This is a genomic window from Acidithiobacillus sp. AMEEHan (assembly GCF_030996345.1).
In the GTDB taxonomy this organism is placed as follows: domain Bacteria; phylum Pseudomonadota; class Gammaproteobacteria; order Acidithiobacillales; family Acidithiobacillaceae; genus Igneacidithiobacillus.
Window position 1 is genome coordinate 1,720,675 of record NZ_CP118747.1, and the last position, 16,849, is coordinate 1,737,523.

Sequence of the window (16,849 nt, forward strand, 5' to 3'; positions counted from 1 at the left end):
GGCATTTCCATGCCCCAATTGCGGGAAAAAATCCGCTTTGCCAACTGGGGGACGGCCGTTCTCGTTTTGGTGTATCTGGGGGCGCTGTATACCCTGAGCCCCTACGCTGGCCCGTTGCTCATGGGCGCCGTTCTCGCTACCGTGGGCTGGCCGTGGCAATTGCGCGCCGAGCGTTCCTTCCATTTACCGCGCTGGCTGGCTTCGTCTCTCCATGCGCTGGTGTGGATGGCGATCATCATCATTCCGGCCGTTCTGGTGGTCGAATCGATCCTGCCGGAATTGCTGCGGCTGGTGGCGCGTTGGCAGAGCGGGGCGCCTTTGCTTGGGGTGCCGCGGGAGCTGCAGCAGGTACCCTATTTCGGAAAATGGCTCGCAGCGCATCTGCGAGTGTTGAACGGTGCGCTTCTGTCGCGCTTTTTTTCGGAACATGCGGCGGTCATCACCAGTTCCCTCGGGCAACTCTGGTTTTTTGTCTTGCATACTTTTTTCGTCGCGTTGACGGTTTTCGCCATCAGTCTGCATGGCAGACGCTTGAGTGAAGTCCTGCACCTGACTGCTACCCAGCTCTGGGGCGCAGAACGCGGAGATCGCTTCTTGTTGGCCGCGCGGGAGGCGACACGTTCCGTGCTCATCGGGCTGATTGGCGTCGGCGTCATCGAAGGTCTGCTCATTGGCGTCGCTTATGCCGTGGCTGGCCTCAACACCTGGCCCTTGTGGATGGTCGTCACGGCTCTTCTGTCGCCGATCCCTTTTGGGGCAACGGTAGTGGTGGCTGCTGCGACCTTGTGGCTGATTTTCGGCGGACATTGGCTCGCTGGCCTGGTAGTGCTGGGTTGGGGGTTTTTCGTCATTACCCTGGCGGATTTGCTGATCCGTCCCCTGCTTACCGGGTCGCAAAGTCAGGCGCCTTTTTTTCTGGTTTTTTTTAGCATTTTGGGTGGCGCGGCTGCTTTTGGCTTGATTGGTTTGATCATCGGCCCTATCTTGGTACTCATGGCTCGGGGTATTTGGTTGGCGTGGGAGCGTCGGGTGCTGTTGGAGCGAGGAACCACCGGTACCGAAGCGCGATCTAACTTGTGAACGCAGGAGGTGTGGAATGGATTATCAAGTTTTTGACCAGCAGTACAATCAGATTGCCCAGGCAACCCAAAGCAATATTCAGGGCTTGCAGCAGGTAGCGCAAAAGTTGCAGACGGCCGTACCGGATTCAGCCGCGGCGCGGGAGCTGATCCTGGACCTGCGGAACATGGCCATGAATCTGCAGGGCCAGCAGCAGAACATCAATTTTTTGTTGCAGCAGATGGGGCAGCGGATCCAGCAGCTGGAAATGCAGATGCAGCAGATGGGCGCGCAGCCTGGGATGAATCCGAACATGGCGCAGCGGCCGTGGAATGCGCCGTCCCAGGGTATGGGTAGTGGTTTCATGGGCAATGTCATGACCGGCTTGGGGCTGGGTGCCGGTTTTGCCGTCGCCGACAATGTCGTCGACGACATTTTCAACATGTTCTGATTGCCTCGCTGATAGACAGCAGCAGACGGCGGTCGCTTCGGCCGCCGTTTTTCTTGGAGCGAACTGTGGCAGAAGAGTGGATCTATGGCATCCACGCCGTAGAGGCGGCGATCTCGGCGGGAGAGGTGGAACGTCTCTGGCTGGCGCCGGAGAGAGCAGACGATGATAGGATGGCGAGCATCCGTCGCCTGGCCGAGGCCAGCGGTCTCCCGGTGGTACTGGAACCTATGTCGGCTCTGCAACGGCGCTGCCATTCGGATCAGCATCAGGGGGTGCTGGCCCGTGCTTTGCCTCTTCCTGCACGAGATTGGAAAAATTTTGTGCAGCAACTTCCCGAGGATGCCCTTCTGCTGATGCTCGATGGAGTGACGGACCCGCATAACCTCGGTGCCTGTTTGCGAAGCGCCGAAGCGGCGGGGGTCACGGCGGTGCTGTTGCCCAAAGATCACGCCTGCGGTATCACGGGTACGGTACGCAAAGCCGCTGCCGGCGCTGCCTCACGCGTACCGGTGTTCTTTCTGACCAATCTGTCTCGCACCCTCGAGGACTTGCAACAACGCAATTTTTGGGTTGCAGGTCTCGCGGGAGAAGCCGAGCAGAGCATCTATGACGCGGATCTGTGCGGCGCCTTGGTAGTGGTCATGGGGAGCGAAGAGAAGGGCGTCCGCCGCTTGGTCCGGGAGCATTGCGATTATCTGCTGCGCATTCCCATGGCCGGCCAGATCGAGAGCCTGAATGTCTCCGTTGCGACTGCAGTGGTGCTCTTCGAGGCTAGGCGGCAACGAAGTGGGGAGGCAGTGCGGGCGCATTCGCGCTAGAATGGGTGCATAGGAGATCTCATGACGCCCAAGCTTGTCGATTCCCACTGCCATCTCGACTTTGAGGATTTTGCCGATGACCGCGCGGAACTACTGCAACGTGCGCGGGAGGCGGGAGTCGGATCGATCCTGATCGCCGCAGTGCGCCAGCCGGATTGGGGGCGGGTGCGCGCCTTGGCGGAGGCGGAGGCAGAGATCTGGGGGGCCGCAGGAGTGCATCCCAATGAGCCCGTGGCGGAGACTCCCAGCTATCGGGACCTTCTTGCGGCCCTCGATCACGAAAAGATCGTCGCCGTTGGGGAAACGGGTCTGGATTACTTTCGCTCTGAGGGCGACCTTGCCTGGCAACAGGAGCGCTTGGCGCTGCATGTTGCTGCCGGGCGGGAAACCGGGAAACCGATCATCATTCATACTCGGGAAGCCGCTGCTGATACCCTGGCCCTGTTGCGCAGCGAGAATGCCCGCGACTGCGGCGCGGTTATCCACTGTTTTACCGAAAGCCTCGATTTTGCCCGTCAGGCAATGGACCTGGGATTCTACATCTCGTTCTCGGGTATCGTCACCTTCAAGAACGCAAGAGATCTGCAGGAAGTTGCCAAATTCATTCCGCTGGATCGGCTGTTGATCGAGACGGATGCCCCGTATTTGGCGCCGGTGCCGATGCGCGGCAAGCGCAATGAGCCGGGTTTTGTCGCCTATGTCGCGCGCTTTCTTGCCGATTTGCGCGGCGAGGATCTGGATACTCTGGCGACGGTGACTTCGCAGAATTTTCGTCGGTTATTCCACTTGCCGGAGCCGGAATGCGCATACGCTTCCTAGGTACGGGTTCCAGTGCCGGGACACCGCAGATTGGCTGCGATTGTGCGGTGTGTCGGAGTGCGGATGTCCGCAATCAACGTAGCCGGGCGAGCATCCTGGTAGAAGAGCAGGATACTCGGATTCTCGTCGACACCGGCCCGGATTTGCGCATGCAAATGCTGGGCGCCGGCGTGCGCCATTTAGACGCTGTTTTTTACACCCATTTCCATGCCGACCATATCAACGGGATCGATGATCTGCGCGCCTTCAATTTTCTCGCCAAGCGGGTGATTCCCTGTTTTGCCGATGTACGTACGGCGCAGGAGCTGGTAGAGCGCTTTCGCTATTGTTTTCTTCCCCCTGACCCAGGCTGGGCAAAGCCGTCACTGTCCATGAAGGTCATTGAGGCAGAGCAGCAGGTAGGTGCGATCAAGGTCTTGCCCGTGCCGGTTTTGCATGGTCACCTGCCCATTTATGGCTATCGCTTCGGGTCGGCGGCCTACCTCACCGATCTCAAGACCATCCCCGAAAGCAGTTATGCCCTGCTGCAGGACCTCGACCTGCTGATATTGGATTGCCTCCGGGAAGAGGAACACCCTACCCATGTGAATCTTCAGGAGTCTCTGGCCATTGCCGAGCGTATCGGCGCAAGACAAACCTTGCTCACCCACATGACCCACGATCTTGATTACCGTCGCTTGCAGGATAGCCTGCCGCCGCGGATAGCGCCGGCCTATGACGGTCTCGTCTGGGATCAGTCTTCCTGATCGATCTGCGTACGGGTGTGCCCGGCTGCCGCGGTGTTGAGGGCCTGCAGGTGGAGAATCTTCAGGAGACGTTGCACTAAGGGATATAGTAAAACCGCCGAGACTGCCAGATAGACGATCCCGGAGTAGAGGGCATAGGCGCTGGCAAAGAGCTTTGCGACGGTGCCGTGCAAACTGGAAACGGGGCCCATGCCGCTGAGGATCATGCTCGCATTCAGTAGGCTGCTGATCCAACCGATGCCCGCCAGAAAATGATAGCCGAGAATGCCAACGGAGAGAGAAAACAGCAGAAAGCCGGTGCCCACGCCCACATAACGCAGCTGGTGCCAGAAAAACTCCTTTCGACTGCGCAGGCGCAGGGGCTCGTGAATCTGCAAGGTCATGAGAGCATGGTAGCTGCTCTGTCATCGCCGCGCCAATATGGGTCGATAACGAATTTGGGAAAATCACTTGCTTTGCCGGTGAGGTAAGTACTATCCTCGAAAAACGAGTGAGCGCTAGGGGCGTCCCGACTGGGGCTGAGAAGTACCCTTGGAACCTGATCCGGTTCAGACCGGCGTAGGGAAGCGGCCATCCTGGCGTTCGCGGATTGCAAAAGGAGCAACGCCATGGCAACTCGTCCTCAGGACGTCAACACTCTTCCGAGCGATAGTGAAGTCACTACCGGTCCCATTCTTGGGTCGAGAAAGTGCTACACCTCCGGTACCCTTTTCCCGGAACTGCGCGTCCCCCACCGCGAGATCGAACAAACTCCAACTCGGCAGCGGGATGATTCATTGGTGCAGAACCCCGCCATTCCCGTCTATGACGTGAGTGGGCCCTACACCGATCCGGAGGCGAGCATCGATATCCGCGCTGGTCTGGCACCGCAGCGTTGGCGCTGGTCCTGGGTCTTTCCGGATACGCTGCTGCACAGCATCGAGCCCTCCTCTGCCTATGGCCGCCAGCGTCAGGAAGATCCCAAGACTGCCGCCATCCGCTTCCAGCGTCGCGCCGAGATTCGCCGCGCGGCACCTGGAGGCAATGTGACGCAGATGCATGCGGCTCGGCTCGGCATCATCACCCCGGAGATGGAATATGTCGCCATCCGTGAAAACGAGAATCTGGAGCGGTTGCGCGCGACCCATCCGGAGCTGTTCCGCAGTCATGCCGGTGAAAACTTTGGCGCACAATTGCCGGAGCGCTACACGCCGGAATTTGTGCGTGATGAGATTGCTGCGGGCCGGGCGATCATCCCCGCCAATATCAACCATCCGGAACTCGAACCGATGGCCATTGGTCGCAACTTTCGCGTCAAAATCAATGCCAATATCGGTAATTCGGCGGTCAGCAGTTCCATCGCCGAAGAAGTGGAGAAGATGGTCTGGGCCATTCGCTGGGGGGCCGATACGGTTATGGACCTCTCTACCGGCAAGCACATCCACGAGACGCGCGAATGGATTCTGCGCAACTCCCCGGTACCCATTGGCACGGTGCCCATCTATCAGGCACTGGAGAAGGTCGATGGCAAGGCCGAAGAACTGACCTGGGAGCTGTTTCGCGACACCCTCATCGAACAGGCGGAGCAGGGAGTGGACTATTTCACCATCCATGCGGGGGTTTTGCTGCGCTATGTGCCGCTGACGGCCAATCGTCTTACCGGCATCGTTTCCCGTGGTGGCTCCATCATGGCCAAGTGGTGTTTGGCGCACCACCAGGAGAATTTCCTCTACACCCATTTTGCCGAGATCTGCGAGGTCATGAAGGCCTACGATGTCAGCTTCTCGCTGGGCGATGGGCTGCGACCGGGGTCGATTGCCGACGCCAACGACGAAGCCCAGTTTGCCGAACTGCATACCCTCGGTGAGCTGACGCAGATTGCTTGGCAGCACGACGTGCAGGTGATGATCGAGGGCCCTGGCCATGTCCCCATGCAGCGCATTCGCGCCAACATGGAAGAAGAGCTACAGCACTGCTTTGAGGCGCCTTTTTATACCTTGGGGCCGCTGACCACGGACATCGCGCCGGGCTACGACCACATCACCAGCGCCATCGGCGCCGCACAGATTGGTTGGTACGGCACCGCCATGCTCTGTTACGTCACGCCCAAGGAGCATCTGGGCCTGCCGGACAAAGAGGATGTCCGCGAGGGCGTGATGGCCTACAAGCTCGCTGCCCATGCCGCAGACCTCGCCAAGGGCTACCCGGGGGCGCAGGTGCGCGACAATGCGTTGTCCAAGGCGCGCTTTGAATTCCGTTGGGCGGATCAGTTCCATCTGGGTCTCGACCCAGAAAAGGCGCAGGCCTATCACGATGAGACCCTGCCCCAGGAAGGTGCCAAACTTGCGCACTTCTGCTCCATGTGTGGTCCACATTTCTGCTCGATGAAGATCACCCAGGATTTGCAGGAGTATGCGGAACAGGGGATGCGCGAGAAGTCTGCGGACTTTCAACGCCTCGGTAAGAATATCTACCTGAAATCCTGAGCCTCGGCTCAGAGATAAACGCCGAGAACCCCGACAAAGGTCAGCACCAGCGCGAGGGCGGCAAGGAAACGGGCGAAGAGCCCGTAGCCGCGCAGTGCCTTTTTCGCTGCTGCCCAATCCTGCTCGTTCAGGGCGCGGCGCAGACGCTTCATGGGCGCAAAGGCCAAGTGAAAGGCGCCGAGGGCAGCAATCGTCCCGAGCACGACCATGATCCAGACCGCCACCCCCAGGTGGCCGAAGCCACCGATGCTGCCCACCATGGCGTAGCCGCTCAGCAGCAGGAGCAGGGCGGCGAGGATGCCGCCAAAAGAGAAGGCCTGGATGGCTTGCTGCAGCAATTGCCAGGCTTGCGGCGTATGCTCCAGGCGCACCCAGCGCGGCAGCAGATAAAAGCCGAGAAACACCAGCCCGCCAACCCAGTAGAACAGCGCAATCAGATGGAAAAACTGCCAGATCGCAAATTGGGGCATGATTTCCTCCAACGAAAAAAGGGGCCCGAAGGCCCCCAAGGATACGCTACCGATGGATCTCGTGACTACTTGAAGCGCTTGCGGGTATAGAGATACATGATCCCGGCAATGCTCAGGTAGACCAATGGCAGAAAGAAGATGAGATCTTCCAGATCCGTATAATGCATGGTTGCCTCCTAGCGCGAAGAAATGCCCTTCTGATTCAGTTCGTCGTCCTGGCGGTCGAACATCGCGGCGCCAGCAGCGGAAATCAGAACGATCATCGTGGTCCCTACCAGCCAAGCAAAGTACCAGGGACCATAGTCGCCGGTAATCACCGCCAGAAACAAGGCAAAGGCGATGATTACGGTACCGGTGATAAACGTCAGCAAGCCTTTCATTTTGGCCTCCTATCAGTAAGCGTGGTCGTCGCTGGCGGCAGGTGCCTTCACCTTGCCGCGCATGACATTGAAGCACCAGGTGGTGTACGCCAGGATCGTGGGAACGAAGATCACGGTAAAGATCGTCATCCAGATCAGGTTGTACTGACTACCCGTACCATTCCAGATGGTGATGCTCTGCGCCGGGTCGTCGCTGGAGGGCATGAGGAAGGGGAACATCGAGATGCCCACCGTGCCCAGTATGCTGATCCAGGACAGGGCGCCTAACCACCAAGCCAGACCCGCCTTCTTCGCCCGCATGGCAAAAGAGCCCGCGAGCATGGCCAGGATGCCAATCAAGGGGACGATCCACAGGATGGGTGCGCTGTGGTAATTGTTGAGCCAGGCCCCTGCCTCGCGGGTCACGTTCTGCGCCGCCGAGATGTTGGCGGGCATGCCTGGGTCCGCATCATGCAGCACGTAGCCAGTTTTTGCGGCGATCCAGATGCCACCAACGACGAAGAGAATGGCACTCAGCACCCCTGCTACCGAGCCGATGTTTTTGGCACGGCTGTAGATGGGATCGACACCGCGAATCATCAGCATGGCAGAGCCCTGATAGAGGGCCATACTCAGCGCCAGCAAGCCACAGAGAATCGCAAAGGGATTGAGCAGATACCAGATGAAGGACTCGGTCTGGTAGTACTGGCCATCCCAGCCAAAGTGAAATCCGACGCCCTCGAGGATGTTGCCGATGGCTGCGCCGTAGATGATCATGGGTAGGGCACCGGAAATCAGGAAAACCCAGTCCCAGGTATTACGCCATTTCTCGGCGGGGACCTTGGAGCGATACTCAAAGGCCACCGGGCGCATGATCATGCTGAACAACAGCAGAATCATGACGATGTAAAAGACTGAAAAAGAAGTGGCATAGAGACTGGGGAAGGCTGCAAAGATGGCGCCACCGCCCAGGATGAACCACACCTGATTACCGTCCCAATGCGGCCCGACGATGTTCAGGGCCTCACGCCGCTCGCCATCGGTTTTGCCGACAAAGCGCATCAGCGCGCCGACACCCATATCCATACCCACCATGATGGCCAAGCCCATGAGCAGGACGCCCAGGAGTAACCACCACAAGACTTTCAGAAAAACGTATGCATCCATTGTCTGCTCCTTGTACGGCGAGGCGTGTGGCCTCGCCAGTGCTGCTCAGGATCGGTTCATGCTCGACTTGGCAAAGGCCGGCTTGCCTGCCATACCGCCACCCGCCGCCGATTCCTCTCCATGGTGGTGGCTTTCCTGCGGCCCCAGACGCGCGTACTTGAACATCAGGTAGAGCTCTGCCGCGATGAAGGTACTATAGAGCAGTACGAAGCCGATGAGAGAGAAGATCATGTAGCTCACGCTGTGGCTGGAGGCCGATACGAAGGTGGGCAGCCAACCATAGACGGTCCAGGGTTGACGGCCATTTTCTGCCGTAATCCAGCCGAATTCACAAGCGATCCAAGGCAGTGGCACGCTCCACAAGGCGATCTTGAGGAACAAGGGGTGTTTCTCGATTTCGTTCTTGAGGCTGTAGTAGGCCGCGAAGGCAAAGAGCACCAGCATGAAGAAGCCGGCTGCCACCATCAGACGGAAGGCCCAGAACTCGACCCAAACGTTGGGAATGGTGGCCTTGGCCGTCTTGTCGAGCACGCTCGGCAGATTGCTGGCATCGACCTTGGCAAGATCCTGATCCGGGGCAAATTCCTTGGCCAGGAAGCCATAACCCATATCCTTCTCATACTGCTTGAAGGTCGCCAAGGCCGCCGTATCGTTGTGATCGGCATTATAGGCCTTGAGGGCAATCATCGCCTTGATGCCATTCTCGATGCGCGGCTTGGCATCCTGCTCGAGGTTCTTGATGCCGGGGATCACGGTATCCTCGCTGTGCGTCAGGAGTGGCGTCAGCACATATGGAATCCCCAGTTCAAAGTCATTTTTCTGGGCCTCCCGGTTGGGGAAGGCAATCAGGTTCCACGGTGCCGAAACCGGGTTCGGATTGGTTTCCCAGATCGCTTCCATGGCCGCCAGTTTGGTCGGTTGCGCATGCGCCACCAAGAAGCCTAAGGCGTCGCCGAGGGTGATGACACCAACGGTGGAGATCACGCCGAAGATGGCTGCCAGACGGAAGGAGCGTAGGGCGATGTCCCGACGTTTCCTGGTCAGCAGGTAGTACGCGGATACTGCCATGACGAACATCGAGCCAGTGACAAAGCCGGCGATGGAGGTATGCACAAACTTCGCCTGGGCATCGGGATTGAAGATCAGCCCCACGAAGCTGGTGAACTGCATGCGCATGGTGTTAGGGTCGAAGGTGCCACCCTGCGGGTCCTGCATGAAGCCGTTGGCGATCAGGATCCACAAGGCGGAGAGGTTGGAACCCAGGGCCACCAGATAGGTCACTACCAAGTGCGCCTTCGGCGACATGCGATCCCAGCCGAAGAACATGACGCCGACGAAAGTGGATTCCATGAAGAAGGCCATGAGCCCTTCAATCGCCAGGGGCGTACCGAAAATATCTCCCACAAAATGCGAGTACATGGACCAGTTGGTGCCGAACTCGAATTCCATGGTCAGGCCGGTAGCGACCCCGAGCGCAAAGTTGATGGCGAAGAGTTTGCCCCAGAACTGGGTCATCTCCTTGTAGATTTGTTTCCCGGTCACCACATAAACGGTCTCCATGGTGGCGAGAATGAAGGTCAGCCCCAGAGTCAGGGGTACGAAGAGAAAGTGGTAGAGCGCTGTCAACGCAAACTGCAAGCGCGACAGCTCGACGACCGTGGGATTGATGAGCATATCCATGAACTACCTCCTACAAAGACGCCGGTACGTCCTGTCCCGGCCCATAACGGTGCAGATTTTTTTCTGCCCGCGCTTTTTCCCTTTGCTTTGCGGCACGTTTGTTGGGTAACAGATGACGGTAACGCTGCAGGAGATCCGCAGAATCTCCGCCAGCACCATGCTGACTGCGGCGACGAAACTCCTCGATGCTGCTCAGGCGGCGGCCCTGATTCTCTACCCCTGGATAGAGCAGAGTTTCTTCAGGAAAGCGCTCCAGCAGGGCGCATAGTCTGGCAAGCAAGCGAACTCTGGCCTGCCCGTGCAGCTTTGGATGCAGACCCCTTACCAGAATCGTGTGTCCGGTAAAGAGACGATCATTCCAGGCGTATATCGAGGCGCACGGAGTGAGAGCGGGGGTATGGAATATCCGTAAAGACTCTTCGCCAAAATAGAGCACGTCCTCATCGCGAGTACGCATGTCGACGCAGGGCGCATGGACGCTCTCGTGCGCGGCCAGGCGGGCGCCCCAGCGCTCGCGCAACGCCCGTGCCGCCTGTTCATGACTGGCATTCCAATGGGTGACCAGGAGCAGGCGCAGTTGTAGCCCGCGGCTGCGGAGAAAATCCTCTGCGGCGGTCAGGTGGTTTTCCGCGACATCGATCAACACCGCCTCGCGCGTCACCGGGTCGCCCAGCACATAGGCGAGAGAACCTCCCTTCTCGGAACAGATCTGGCGAAAAATCATGGAAAACTCCTTTCCAGGCTTGCAACTATTTCAGCAAATGCTATGCCAATATCTGAATTGATCGTTGACCTTCTGCAATGCCTGATATAGCTTGCATCGGACCGAGTGAGGTCGGTTAGATGCGGATCTCGATTGAAAAAGAACTGCCAAATTTGGCAGAAATTTTCTGCCAGGGCTGCTAATATTGACAGTGTGCCAGAGGGTTCGAGAGGTGGCCGATGCTCAAACAGTTGCGACCAGAACTGACTTCTCTACTCGACTGTTTCGCCTTGCCCGCGGTGCTGCTCGAGGCGGATCACACCGTGCTTGCCGCCAACCAGGCATATCGCAAGCAGTTTGGCGATGGCAAGCCGCTGCAGGGACGCCATTGCGACGAGATTCTGCGTATCGCCGGCATGTCCTGTGCTGACGCGGGCAACGAATGTCCGATGTCGCGTTGCCAGCAGAGTAACGAGGTGGCGCATACGCTGCGAATGCACGATGGTCGTGCCCTGCAGGTGGATCTGTTTCCCATACGGAACGCCGATGGCAAGCCCGCCTATTTCCTCGAGCTCTTCACCCCACTGCCGGAGCAGGGCGCTTCTACCGATGGGCTGGTTGGGCAGGGAGCGCGGATGCAGGAGCTCTTCCGCGCCTTGCACCGCGCCGCCCCGAGTGATGTGCCGGTGCTCTTGCTCGGTGAATCCGGAACCGGTAAGGAGCTCGCCGCTGGCCTGGTTCATCGTGCAAGTCAAAGGGCGAAGGGGCCTTTCGTGGTGCTCGATTGTTCCGGCCTTTCCGAGACGCTGTTCGAGAGTGAGCTCTTTGGCCATGAGAAAGGCGCCTTTACCGGTGCCCAGAACCGAAAAATCGGCCTTGCGGAGGTGGCGAACGGTGGCACCTTGTTTCTCGATGAAGTAGGTGACATCCCTCTTCCCCTGCAGGTCAAACTGTTGCGCTTGTTGGAAAGCGGGACGTTTCGGCGGGTCGGCGGTATCGAGCCGATCCGTTCCAGATTTCGTTTGCTTTCTGCCACCCACCGCGATCTGGAACGGATGGTGCGCGAAGGGAGCTTTCGGCAGGATCTCTACTACCGCATCAGCACCTTCCCCATCACTCTGCCCCCCTGCGCGAACGGCGGGAGGATATCCCGCAACTGGCGGAGTCCCTGCTCCACGGCTTGGGATATTCGCGTCTGCAGCTGAGCGCGGACGCCTTGGAACTCCTGCTGGCATACGACTTCCCCGGTAACGTTCGCGAGCTACGGAATATCTTGAACCGTGCCGCATTGTTGACCGACGACGTGTGGATCCTGCCAGAGCATCTGCCCGCCAATCTGCGGCAATCGCAACTTGCGCATGAAGCTCCCGGGTCAGTTGATTTTTCTACAGTGCTTCCCTTGGCGGAAATGGAGGCTCGCTATCTGCGCTGGGCGCGGCTCAACCACGCCGGGGATCGCCGCAGTCTTGCGCGCTCCCTGGGACTCAGCGAGCGCACCCTCTATCGCAAACTGGAGGCGGTCGATGATCCCAGCGAAAAAGGTGAGCGGGACCATGGTTGATACCCATTTTTCGGCACTGGACTGGGCGGCGGGCTCCTGGCAACGACCCGGAACGCAGGCAGATGCCCCAGTTCTGTTGTTGCTGCATGGCCTCGGTGCCAGTCAGGAAGATATGCAGGCGGTGGCGGAGTTTCTCGATCCGCAACGGCACTATCATCTGTTGACCCTGAACGCACCACGGCGAGCGGTGACTCTGAATCGCGGTTATGTGATGCCAGCCTGGTATGATCTTCTCGGCCTTGGACCCGATGCTGCCGAGGATCGTGCCGGCATGCAGCAAATCGCGCAATCGTTACGCGGTGCCCTGGCGCCGGTGTTGCGCGGTAGAGAGTTGATACTGGGGGGATTCTCTCAAGGCGCGGCCCTGTCCCTGTATTTGCAATTGCATGCGAGCTTTGCTGCGCGCGCCGTCTTGGTATTCAGTGGCTATCTGCCTTTACGTCAGGATACGCCGCCGGCTTCTAGCAACGCGGCGCCCATTTTCTGGGGCCATGGCACCCGCGATGAGGTGTTACCGCTAGAGTACGCGCGGTGGGGCGAGGAGATCCTGCAGCGCCAGGGCTATGAGGTGACTCGCCGCGATTACCCGATGGGGCACAGCATCGTTCCCGAAGAAATCGCAGCGGCGCGGGAATTTCTCGCTGCCAACACCGTCCGGCCGACCTGATCACTCTGCGAAGATGAACTCCCCCAGTCCCCAGCGCGCGGCCAGGGTCTCGGTGGCGTTGAGTAACTCTTCGGCGCGGGCGGGATGATTGACGGGAGAGTTGGCAATGCGCCGCAGAATCTCGTCGCGGTCATTGCCTTGCGAGAGCAAATGAATCAGTTCGCCGGCATCACGTCCGACGATTTCGCCGCCAAGTAGCTCTCCGCTGTCCATATCAGCGAGGATGCGGGCGAAACCGCGGATGTCATCCTGGCCCAGGGCACGCGGCGAGGTTTCAAAGGCGGCAAAACCCACTGCTGGCTCGAAGCCTTCGTCCTCTGCAGCATCCTCATCCATGCCAATGCGCGCCAGCTCCACCGCCGAATACACCAGTTCCGGTACCCAGAGCGGACTACGCTCGCGGCGGTTTTCCGTTAGGATGTTGTCGATCACCAGGGTGGCGTCGGCCAGGGCTTGATTGGCATTCATATATGGACCGACCACATCACCAATAGCGTAAATGCCGCTCTCTGCCGTTTCCAGGTGCGCGTCCGTCCGCACAAAACCTCGCTCGTCGGTGGCAACCTGCGTGTTTTCCAAGCCAAGTTCCGCAGTATGGGCGGAACGTCCGGTGGCAAAGAGTACCCAGTCTGCCGCTTCGCGCTCGCCTGTGGCATTGGCAACCCAAGCCTGGCCATCATCGACGCCAGAGTCAGTCACCGCAAAGCCGAGACGCGGTACGATCTGGAGTTCCTTGAGGGCGTCCATGAGCGCATCTTTGGCCTGCGGCGAGTAACGCAGATGATGGAGTGGCGCCGAGTTGACCAGCCAGCGTACTTCCTTGCCCAGTTGGGTGAAAATATAGGCGAACTCCGTGCCAATCACGCCGCCGCCGACAATGATGACCCGTTTGCCTTCTGGCACCCCGTCGTCGAAGAGCATATCGCTGTGCAGGATTTTGCCGGCCTGCATATGGGCATCTTGGGGCAGGTGCGGTATCGAGCCGGTGGCGATCACACTGCTTTGCGCATGGACCAATTCTTCGCCAGCATCGCTAAGGATGGCGATTTCACGTGCACTGCGATAACTGCCCAGGCCTTGATAGAGCTGCACGCCTAAACGCTTGAGGTAATCCACGTAGCTCTCGCGCACGGTCTCGACGACCTTGCGCTGGTGTTGCCAGGCTTGCGCCATATCGCCTCGCAGGGGATCACCGACGATTCCGCGCCCGGCAAAATAACGGCTGTTTTCGATCCACTTGGCAGTTTCGTGCCAGTCTTTCTTGGGCACACAGCCGCGATTGAGACAGGTGCCGCCCCAGGTGCCTTTTTCAATGATGGCGACCTTCTTGCCCCGTAATGCGCCCAGCACGGCGGCACGATAGCCGCCCGGACCGCTACCAATGACGACGATGTCGAATTTTTTCATAGGCCCCTCGAGTGTTTCGCCTAGTGTATCCGTTTTCGCTGAAAAACTCAGCCGTTGCGCCGGGTTCTGGGAGGGCTAGACCAAAGTCGCGACCTGTGTCGGGGTATCCTTGATGTCTTGGCGCTGTGTTCGCTGCTGGCAAAAGGCGCAGAGGCAAGGGCAGAAAGAGGCTCGAGGTCGACAGTTGCTTGGTGGTTTCGGTATGATTCTGCGGAAATTTTGGTGGGGGCACAGATGGCAGAACATTTGATACTGGCGGCCATAGATGGCTCGCAGAATGCCTTGGTGGCAGCCGGTGTGGCGGCGCGCTTCGCGAGCCTGCTCGCTGGACATCTGGGGTTGGTGACAGTCCTGCAGGTGCCACGGGCGCCAATGGGTTTTGGCAGTGGCGTGTTTTCGGCGGGGCTTCGGGATCGCTTACTGGAAGAGGCACGCGCCGAGGCCGAAAAAAATCTCCAGGGAGTTGCCGAACGGATTCATGAGGCTTGCGATCTGGGGATGCCAGAGTATTTCATCGCGGTCGGTGCTCCGGAAGTCGAGATCCCCAAGATTGTCGCAGCCAACGAGGGCGTGATCATGGTGGTTGTCGGTCACCAGGGCTTCGGCACCGAGGGCAAGCCGCGTGGGCTCCCGCATGCTCTGGGAAATCTTGGCGCCAAGCTCAGTCTGAGTTTGAAGGTGCCGGTACTCACGGTGCCCGCCGACGCTTTGGAGGGACAGATCTGCCCAGGCATAGATAAACTGCGATCCGAAGTGCGCGACGAGGAGGCCTGAACGTGGATCTCTATCTGCCCATTGCCCACATGGATATCAACATCGCCATGATCGTGGGTTTTGGCCTGATCGTTGGCTTCCTCTCCGGACTCACCGGCGTGGGCGGCGGATTTCTCATAACCCCATTGCTGATTTTTGTTGGCGTGCCGCCATTGATTGCGGTGGGCACCGGCGCGGCACAAATCGTTGGCGCCTCAGCGGTAGGCAGCTATGCCCACTGGCGCTTGGGAAATGTCGATATGCGTATGGCCATTGTCCTGCTGATAGGTAGCTGGACGGGGGGCTGTTGGGGGTGCATGTCGCAAAAATTCTCGAACGCAGCGGACATTTCGGACTGGTTGTTTCCTTCCTCTACGTGGGACTCCTGGGCTTCATCGGTATTTCCATGTTGATCGAGGCGCTGATGGCCGTGCGCGGCACGAAAAAGAGCAAGCCGGTGCAGGAGAAAAAGGCAGCCTGGGTGGATCGCCTGCCATGGCAGATGGATTTCCCAGTCTCCGGTTTGCGAACGACGGTTCTGCTGCCCTTGGGCCTGGGTATTGCCGTGGGTGTGCTCACGGCGCTGATGGGCGTCGGCGGGGGCTTCGTCATGGTTCCGATCATGTTGTATGTGCTCAAAATGCCGACCAAGGTGGTGGTGGGTACGTCCTTGTTCCAGTTGCTCTTCACCACCGCAGAAGTCGGGATCTTGCAAGCCGGCATGAATCATGCGGTCGACCCCTACCTTGCGTTGGCGTTGGTCATCGGCTCGATTTTCGGTACCCAGTTTGGCGCCCGGCTGGGTGCACGTATGCCCGGTGAGCAGCTCCGCCTCGTCCTTGCCTTGGTAGTGGTGGCCGTGGCGGTAAAGATGGGGCTGGGTCTGGTCATTCCTCCAGAGCATATCTTCCAGGTAACCCAGGTGCTCTGATGCAGAAAAAACTCTTACTGGTTTGTTCTCTCGCTGGCGCTTTGCTGTTTCCGGCCATGGCGCCAGTAGCCGCCCAGGCATCCCTGCATACACCCAATGTGGTCTTGGGTACGGGCACGGACAAAGTGGATGTCACCAGTCGCTTCCGTGGTCGGGACATCCTCGTATTTGGTGCGCTTTCTCATCCAGGCGCGGTGATTGCGGTGCTCCGCTCGCCGGACAGTGCAGTCGCAGTTACCCGTAAGACACAAATGGGACCCATCTGGGTGACCGGGAAGAAGGTGACCGTGAGCCAGTTTCCTGGAGTCTTGCTCATCGACTCTTCGGCGCCGTTGGACAAAATTCTTCCTGCCGCCGAGCGGAAAGCATTGGGACTCGATCCGTATGGGATTCTGGAAAAGGCAAAGTACGAACCAGAGCCTCAAGACAGGGACGCCTGGATGGCCGCAGTTATCGCTGCCAAAGAACGGCAGGGGACATATCAGATACGTTCCGGAAGCGTGGCGATTCAGGATGGTCGGCTGTTTTCGACCCATTTGCACCTGCCCGCGTCGCTCCCCTTGGGGAGCTACGAACTGGATGTCTACCTGGTCAATCACGGAAAGATCCTGGCGCAAAGCCAGCAAAAAATCGATGTGCAGCAGGTGGGCCTGGAAGAATGGATTGCTGATTACGCCGAGCATCAGCCCTGGCTCTATGGCGTCGCCCTGACTCTCATTCTGGCATTCCTGGGTCTGGGCCTGGGCATTGTCATGCAGCGCAAAAGCTGAGGAATTGGGGACAGAGCAAATAG

18 protein-coding genes, 1 pseudogene and 1 riboswitch are annotated in these 16,849 nt (G+C 58.9%); of the genes and pseudogenes, 12 read left to right on the top strand and 7 right to left on the bottom strand.

Annotated features, from left to right (window positions below; all coding sequences use genetic code 11):
* Positions 1-9 precede the first annotated feature (9 nt).
* From ORD17_RS08940 to ORD17_RS08960, 5 genes are all read left to right on the top strand, one after another.
* Positions 10-1,080, top strand: coding sequence for an AI-2E family transporter (locus ORD17_RS08940; protein WP_308388051.1), 1,071 nt, complete (start codon positions 10-12; stop codon positions 1,078-1,080).
* 16 nt (positions 1,081-1,096) lie between these two features.
* Complete coding sequence (locus ORD17_RS08945; protein WP_308388053.1) at positions 1,097-1,510, top strand: hypothetical protein; 414 nt, start codon at positions 1,097-1,099, stop codon at positions 1,508-1,510.
* A 65-nt stretch (positions 1,511-1,575) separates the two neighbouring features.
* Complete coding sequence (gene rlmB, locus ORD17_RS08950) at positions 1,576-2,328, top strand: 23S rRNA (guanosine(2251)-2'-O)-methyltransferase RlmB (protein WP_308388055.1); 753 nt, start codon at positions 1,576-1,578, stop codon at positions 2,326-2,328.
* A 21-nt stretch (positions 2,329-2,349) separates the two neighbouring features.
* The gene (locus ORD17_RS08955) at positions 2,350-3,147 is read left to right on the top strand and encodes a TatD family hydrolase (RefSeq protein WP_308388056.1); all 798 of its coding nucleotides are present in this window, start codon (positions 2,350-2,352) and stop codon (positions 3,145-3,147) included.
* Complete coding sequence (locus ORD17_RS08960) at positions 3,129-3,893, top strand: MBL fold metallo-hydrolase (protein WP_308388058.1); 765 nt, start codon at positions 3,129-3,131, stop codon at positions 3,891-3,893. Before ORD17_RS08955 ends, ORD17_RS08960 begins: the two co-directional genes overlap by 19 nt.
* Here the strand turns inward: ORD17_RS08960 and ORD17_RS08965 are convergent.
* Positions 3,881-4,276 carry a hypothetical protein gene (locus ORD17_RS08965; protein ID WP_308388059.1) on the bottom strand — a complete coding sequence of 132 codons (396 nt, stop codon included), beginning with the start codon at positions 4,274-4,276 and terminating at the stop codon, positions 3,881-3,883. The two genes, ORD17_RS08960 and ORD17_RS08965, sit on opposite strands and share 13 nt — an antisense overlap.
* 106 nt (positions 4,277-4,382) lie before the next feature.
* Positions 4,383-4,475: riboswitch (TPP riboswitch) on the top strand.
* 26 nt (positions 4,476-4,501) lie between these two features.
* Between ORD17_RS08965 and thiC the strand changes: the two genes are divergently transcribed.
* Positions 4,502-6,358, top strand: coding sequence for a phosphomethylpyrimidine synthase ThiC (thiC, locus tag ORD17_RS08970; protein ID WP_308388060.1), 1,857 nt, complete (start codon positions 4,502-4,504; stop codon positions 6,356-6,358).
* Between the two features lie 8 nt (positions 6,359-6,366).
* Here thiC and ORD17_RS08975 read toward each other — a convergent pair whose 3' ends face one another.
* The 5 genes from ORD17_RS08975 to ORD17_RS08995 form a co-directional block, all read right to left on the bottom strand.
* Positions 6,367-6,828, bottom strand: a complete 462-nt coding sequence (locus tag ORD17_RS08975; protein ID WP_308388061.1) for a hypothetical protein — start codon at positions 6,826-6,828, stop codon at positions 6,367-6,369.
* Between the two features lie 176 nt (positions 6,829-7,004).
* Positions 7,005-7,208 (bottom strand): hypothetical protein, encoded by a 204-nt coding sequence (locus tag ORD17_RS08980; protein WP_308388062.1) that lies wholly within the window; start codon positions 7,206-7,208, stop codon positions 7,005-7,007.
* A 12-nt stretch (positions 7,209-7,220) separates the two neighbouring features.
* On the bottom strand, positions 7,221-8,354 hold the full coding sequence (gene cydB, locus ORD17_RS08985; protein ID WP_308388064.1) for a cytochrome d ubiquinol oxidase subunit II: 1,134 nt from the start codon (positions 8,352-8,354) through the stop codon (positions 7,221-7,223).
* Between the two features lie 45 nt (positions 8,355-8,399).
* The gene (locus ORD17_RS08990) at positions 8,400-10,034 is read right to left on the bottom strand and encodes a cytochrome ubiquinol oxidase subunit I (protein ID WP_308388065.1); all 1,635 of its coding nucleotides are present in this window, start codon (positions 10,032-10,034) and stop codon (positions 8,400-8,402) included.
* A gap of 10 nt (positions 10,035-10,044) precedes the next feature.
* Positions 10,045-10,758: an MBL fold metallo-hydrolase gene (locus ORD17_RS08995; protein ID WP_308388066.1), complete on the bottom strand. Its 714-nt coding sequence runs from the start codon at positions 10,756-10,758 to the stop codon at positions 10,045-10,047.
* 218 nt (positions 10,759-10,976) lie between these two features.
* Here ORD17_RS08995 and ORD17_RS09000 point away from each other — a divergent pair, with 218 nt between their 5' ends.
* The 3 genes from ORD17_RS09000 to ORD17_RS09010 are packed head-to-tail and all read left to right on the top strand — an operon-like array spanning position 10,977 to position 12,965.
* Positions 10,977-11,942, top strand: coding sequence for a sigma 54-interacting transcriptional regulator (locus tag ORD17_RS09000; protein ID WP_308388068.1), 966 nt, complete (start codon positions 10,977-10,979; stop codon positions 11,940-11,942).
* Positions 11,943-11,953: 11 nt separating this feature from the next.
* Positions 11,954-12,298 (top strand): helix-turn-helix domain-containing protein, encoded by a 345-nt coding sequence (locus ORD17_RS09005; protein WP_308388069.1) that lies wholly within the window; start codon positions 11,954-11,956, stop codon positions 12,296-12,298.
* Positions 12,291-12,965 carry an alpha/beta fold hydrolase gene (locus tag ORD17_RS09010; protein WP_308388071.1) on the top strand — a complete coding sequence of 225 codons (675 nt, stop codon included), beginning with the start codon at positions 12,291-12,293 and terminating at the stop codon, positions 12,963-12,965. Before ORD17_RS09005 ends, ORD17_RS09010 begins: the two co-directional genes overlap by 8 nt.
* Here the strand turns inward: ORD17_RS09010 and ORD17_RS09015 are convergent, their stop codons facing one another.
* Positions 12,966-14,372 (bottom strand): NAD(P)/FAD-dependent oxidoreductase, encoded by a 1,407-nt coding sequence (locus ORD17_RS09015; RefSeq protein WP_308388073.1) that lies wholly within the window; start codon positions 14,370-14,372, stop codon positions 12,966-12,968.
* 234 nt (positions 14,373-14,606) lie between these two features.
* Between ORD17_RS09015 and ORD17_RS09020 the strand changes: the two genes are divergently transcribed.
* The 3 genes and pseudogenes from ORD17_RS09020 (at position 14,607) to ORD17_RS09030 (ending at position 16,826) form a co-directional block, all read left to right on the top strand.
* Positions 14,607-15,146, top strand: a complete 540-nt coding sequence (locus tag ORD17_RS09020; RefSeq protein WP_308388075.1) for a universal stress protein — start codon at positions 14,607-14,609, stop codon at positions 15,144-15,146.
* Between the two features lie 47 nt (positions 15,147-15,193).
* Positions 15,194-16,056 (top strand): annotated as a pseudogene (locus ORD17_RS09025) (sulfite exporter TauE/SafE family protein).
* The gene (locus ORD17_RS09030) at positions 16,056-16,826 is read left to right on the top strand and encodes a TIGR02186 family protein (protein ID WP_308388076.1); all 771 of its coding nucleotides are present in this window, start codon (positions 16,056-16,058) and stop codon (positions 16,824-16,826) included. The pseudogene ORD17_RS09025 and the gene ORD17_RS09030 overlap by 1 nt, the downstream one beginning before the upstream one ends.
* Positions 16,827-16,849: the final 23 nt, after the last annotated feature.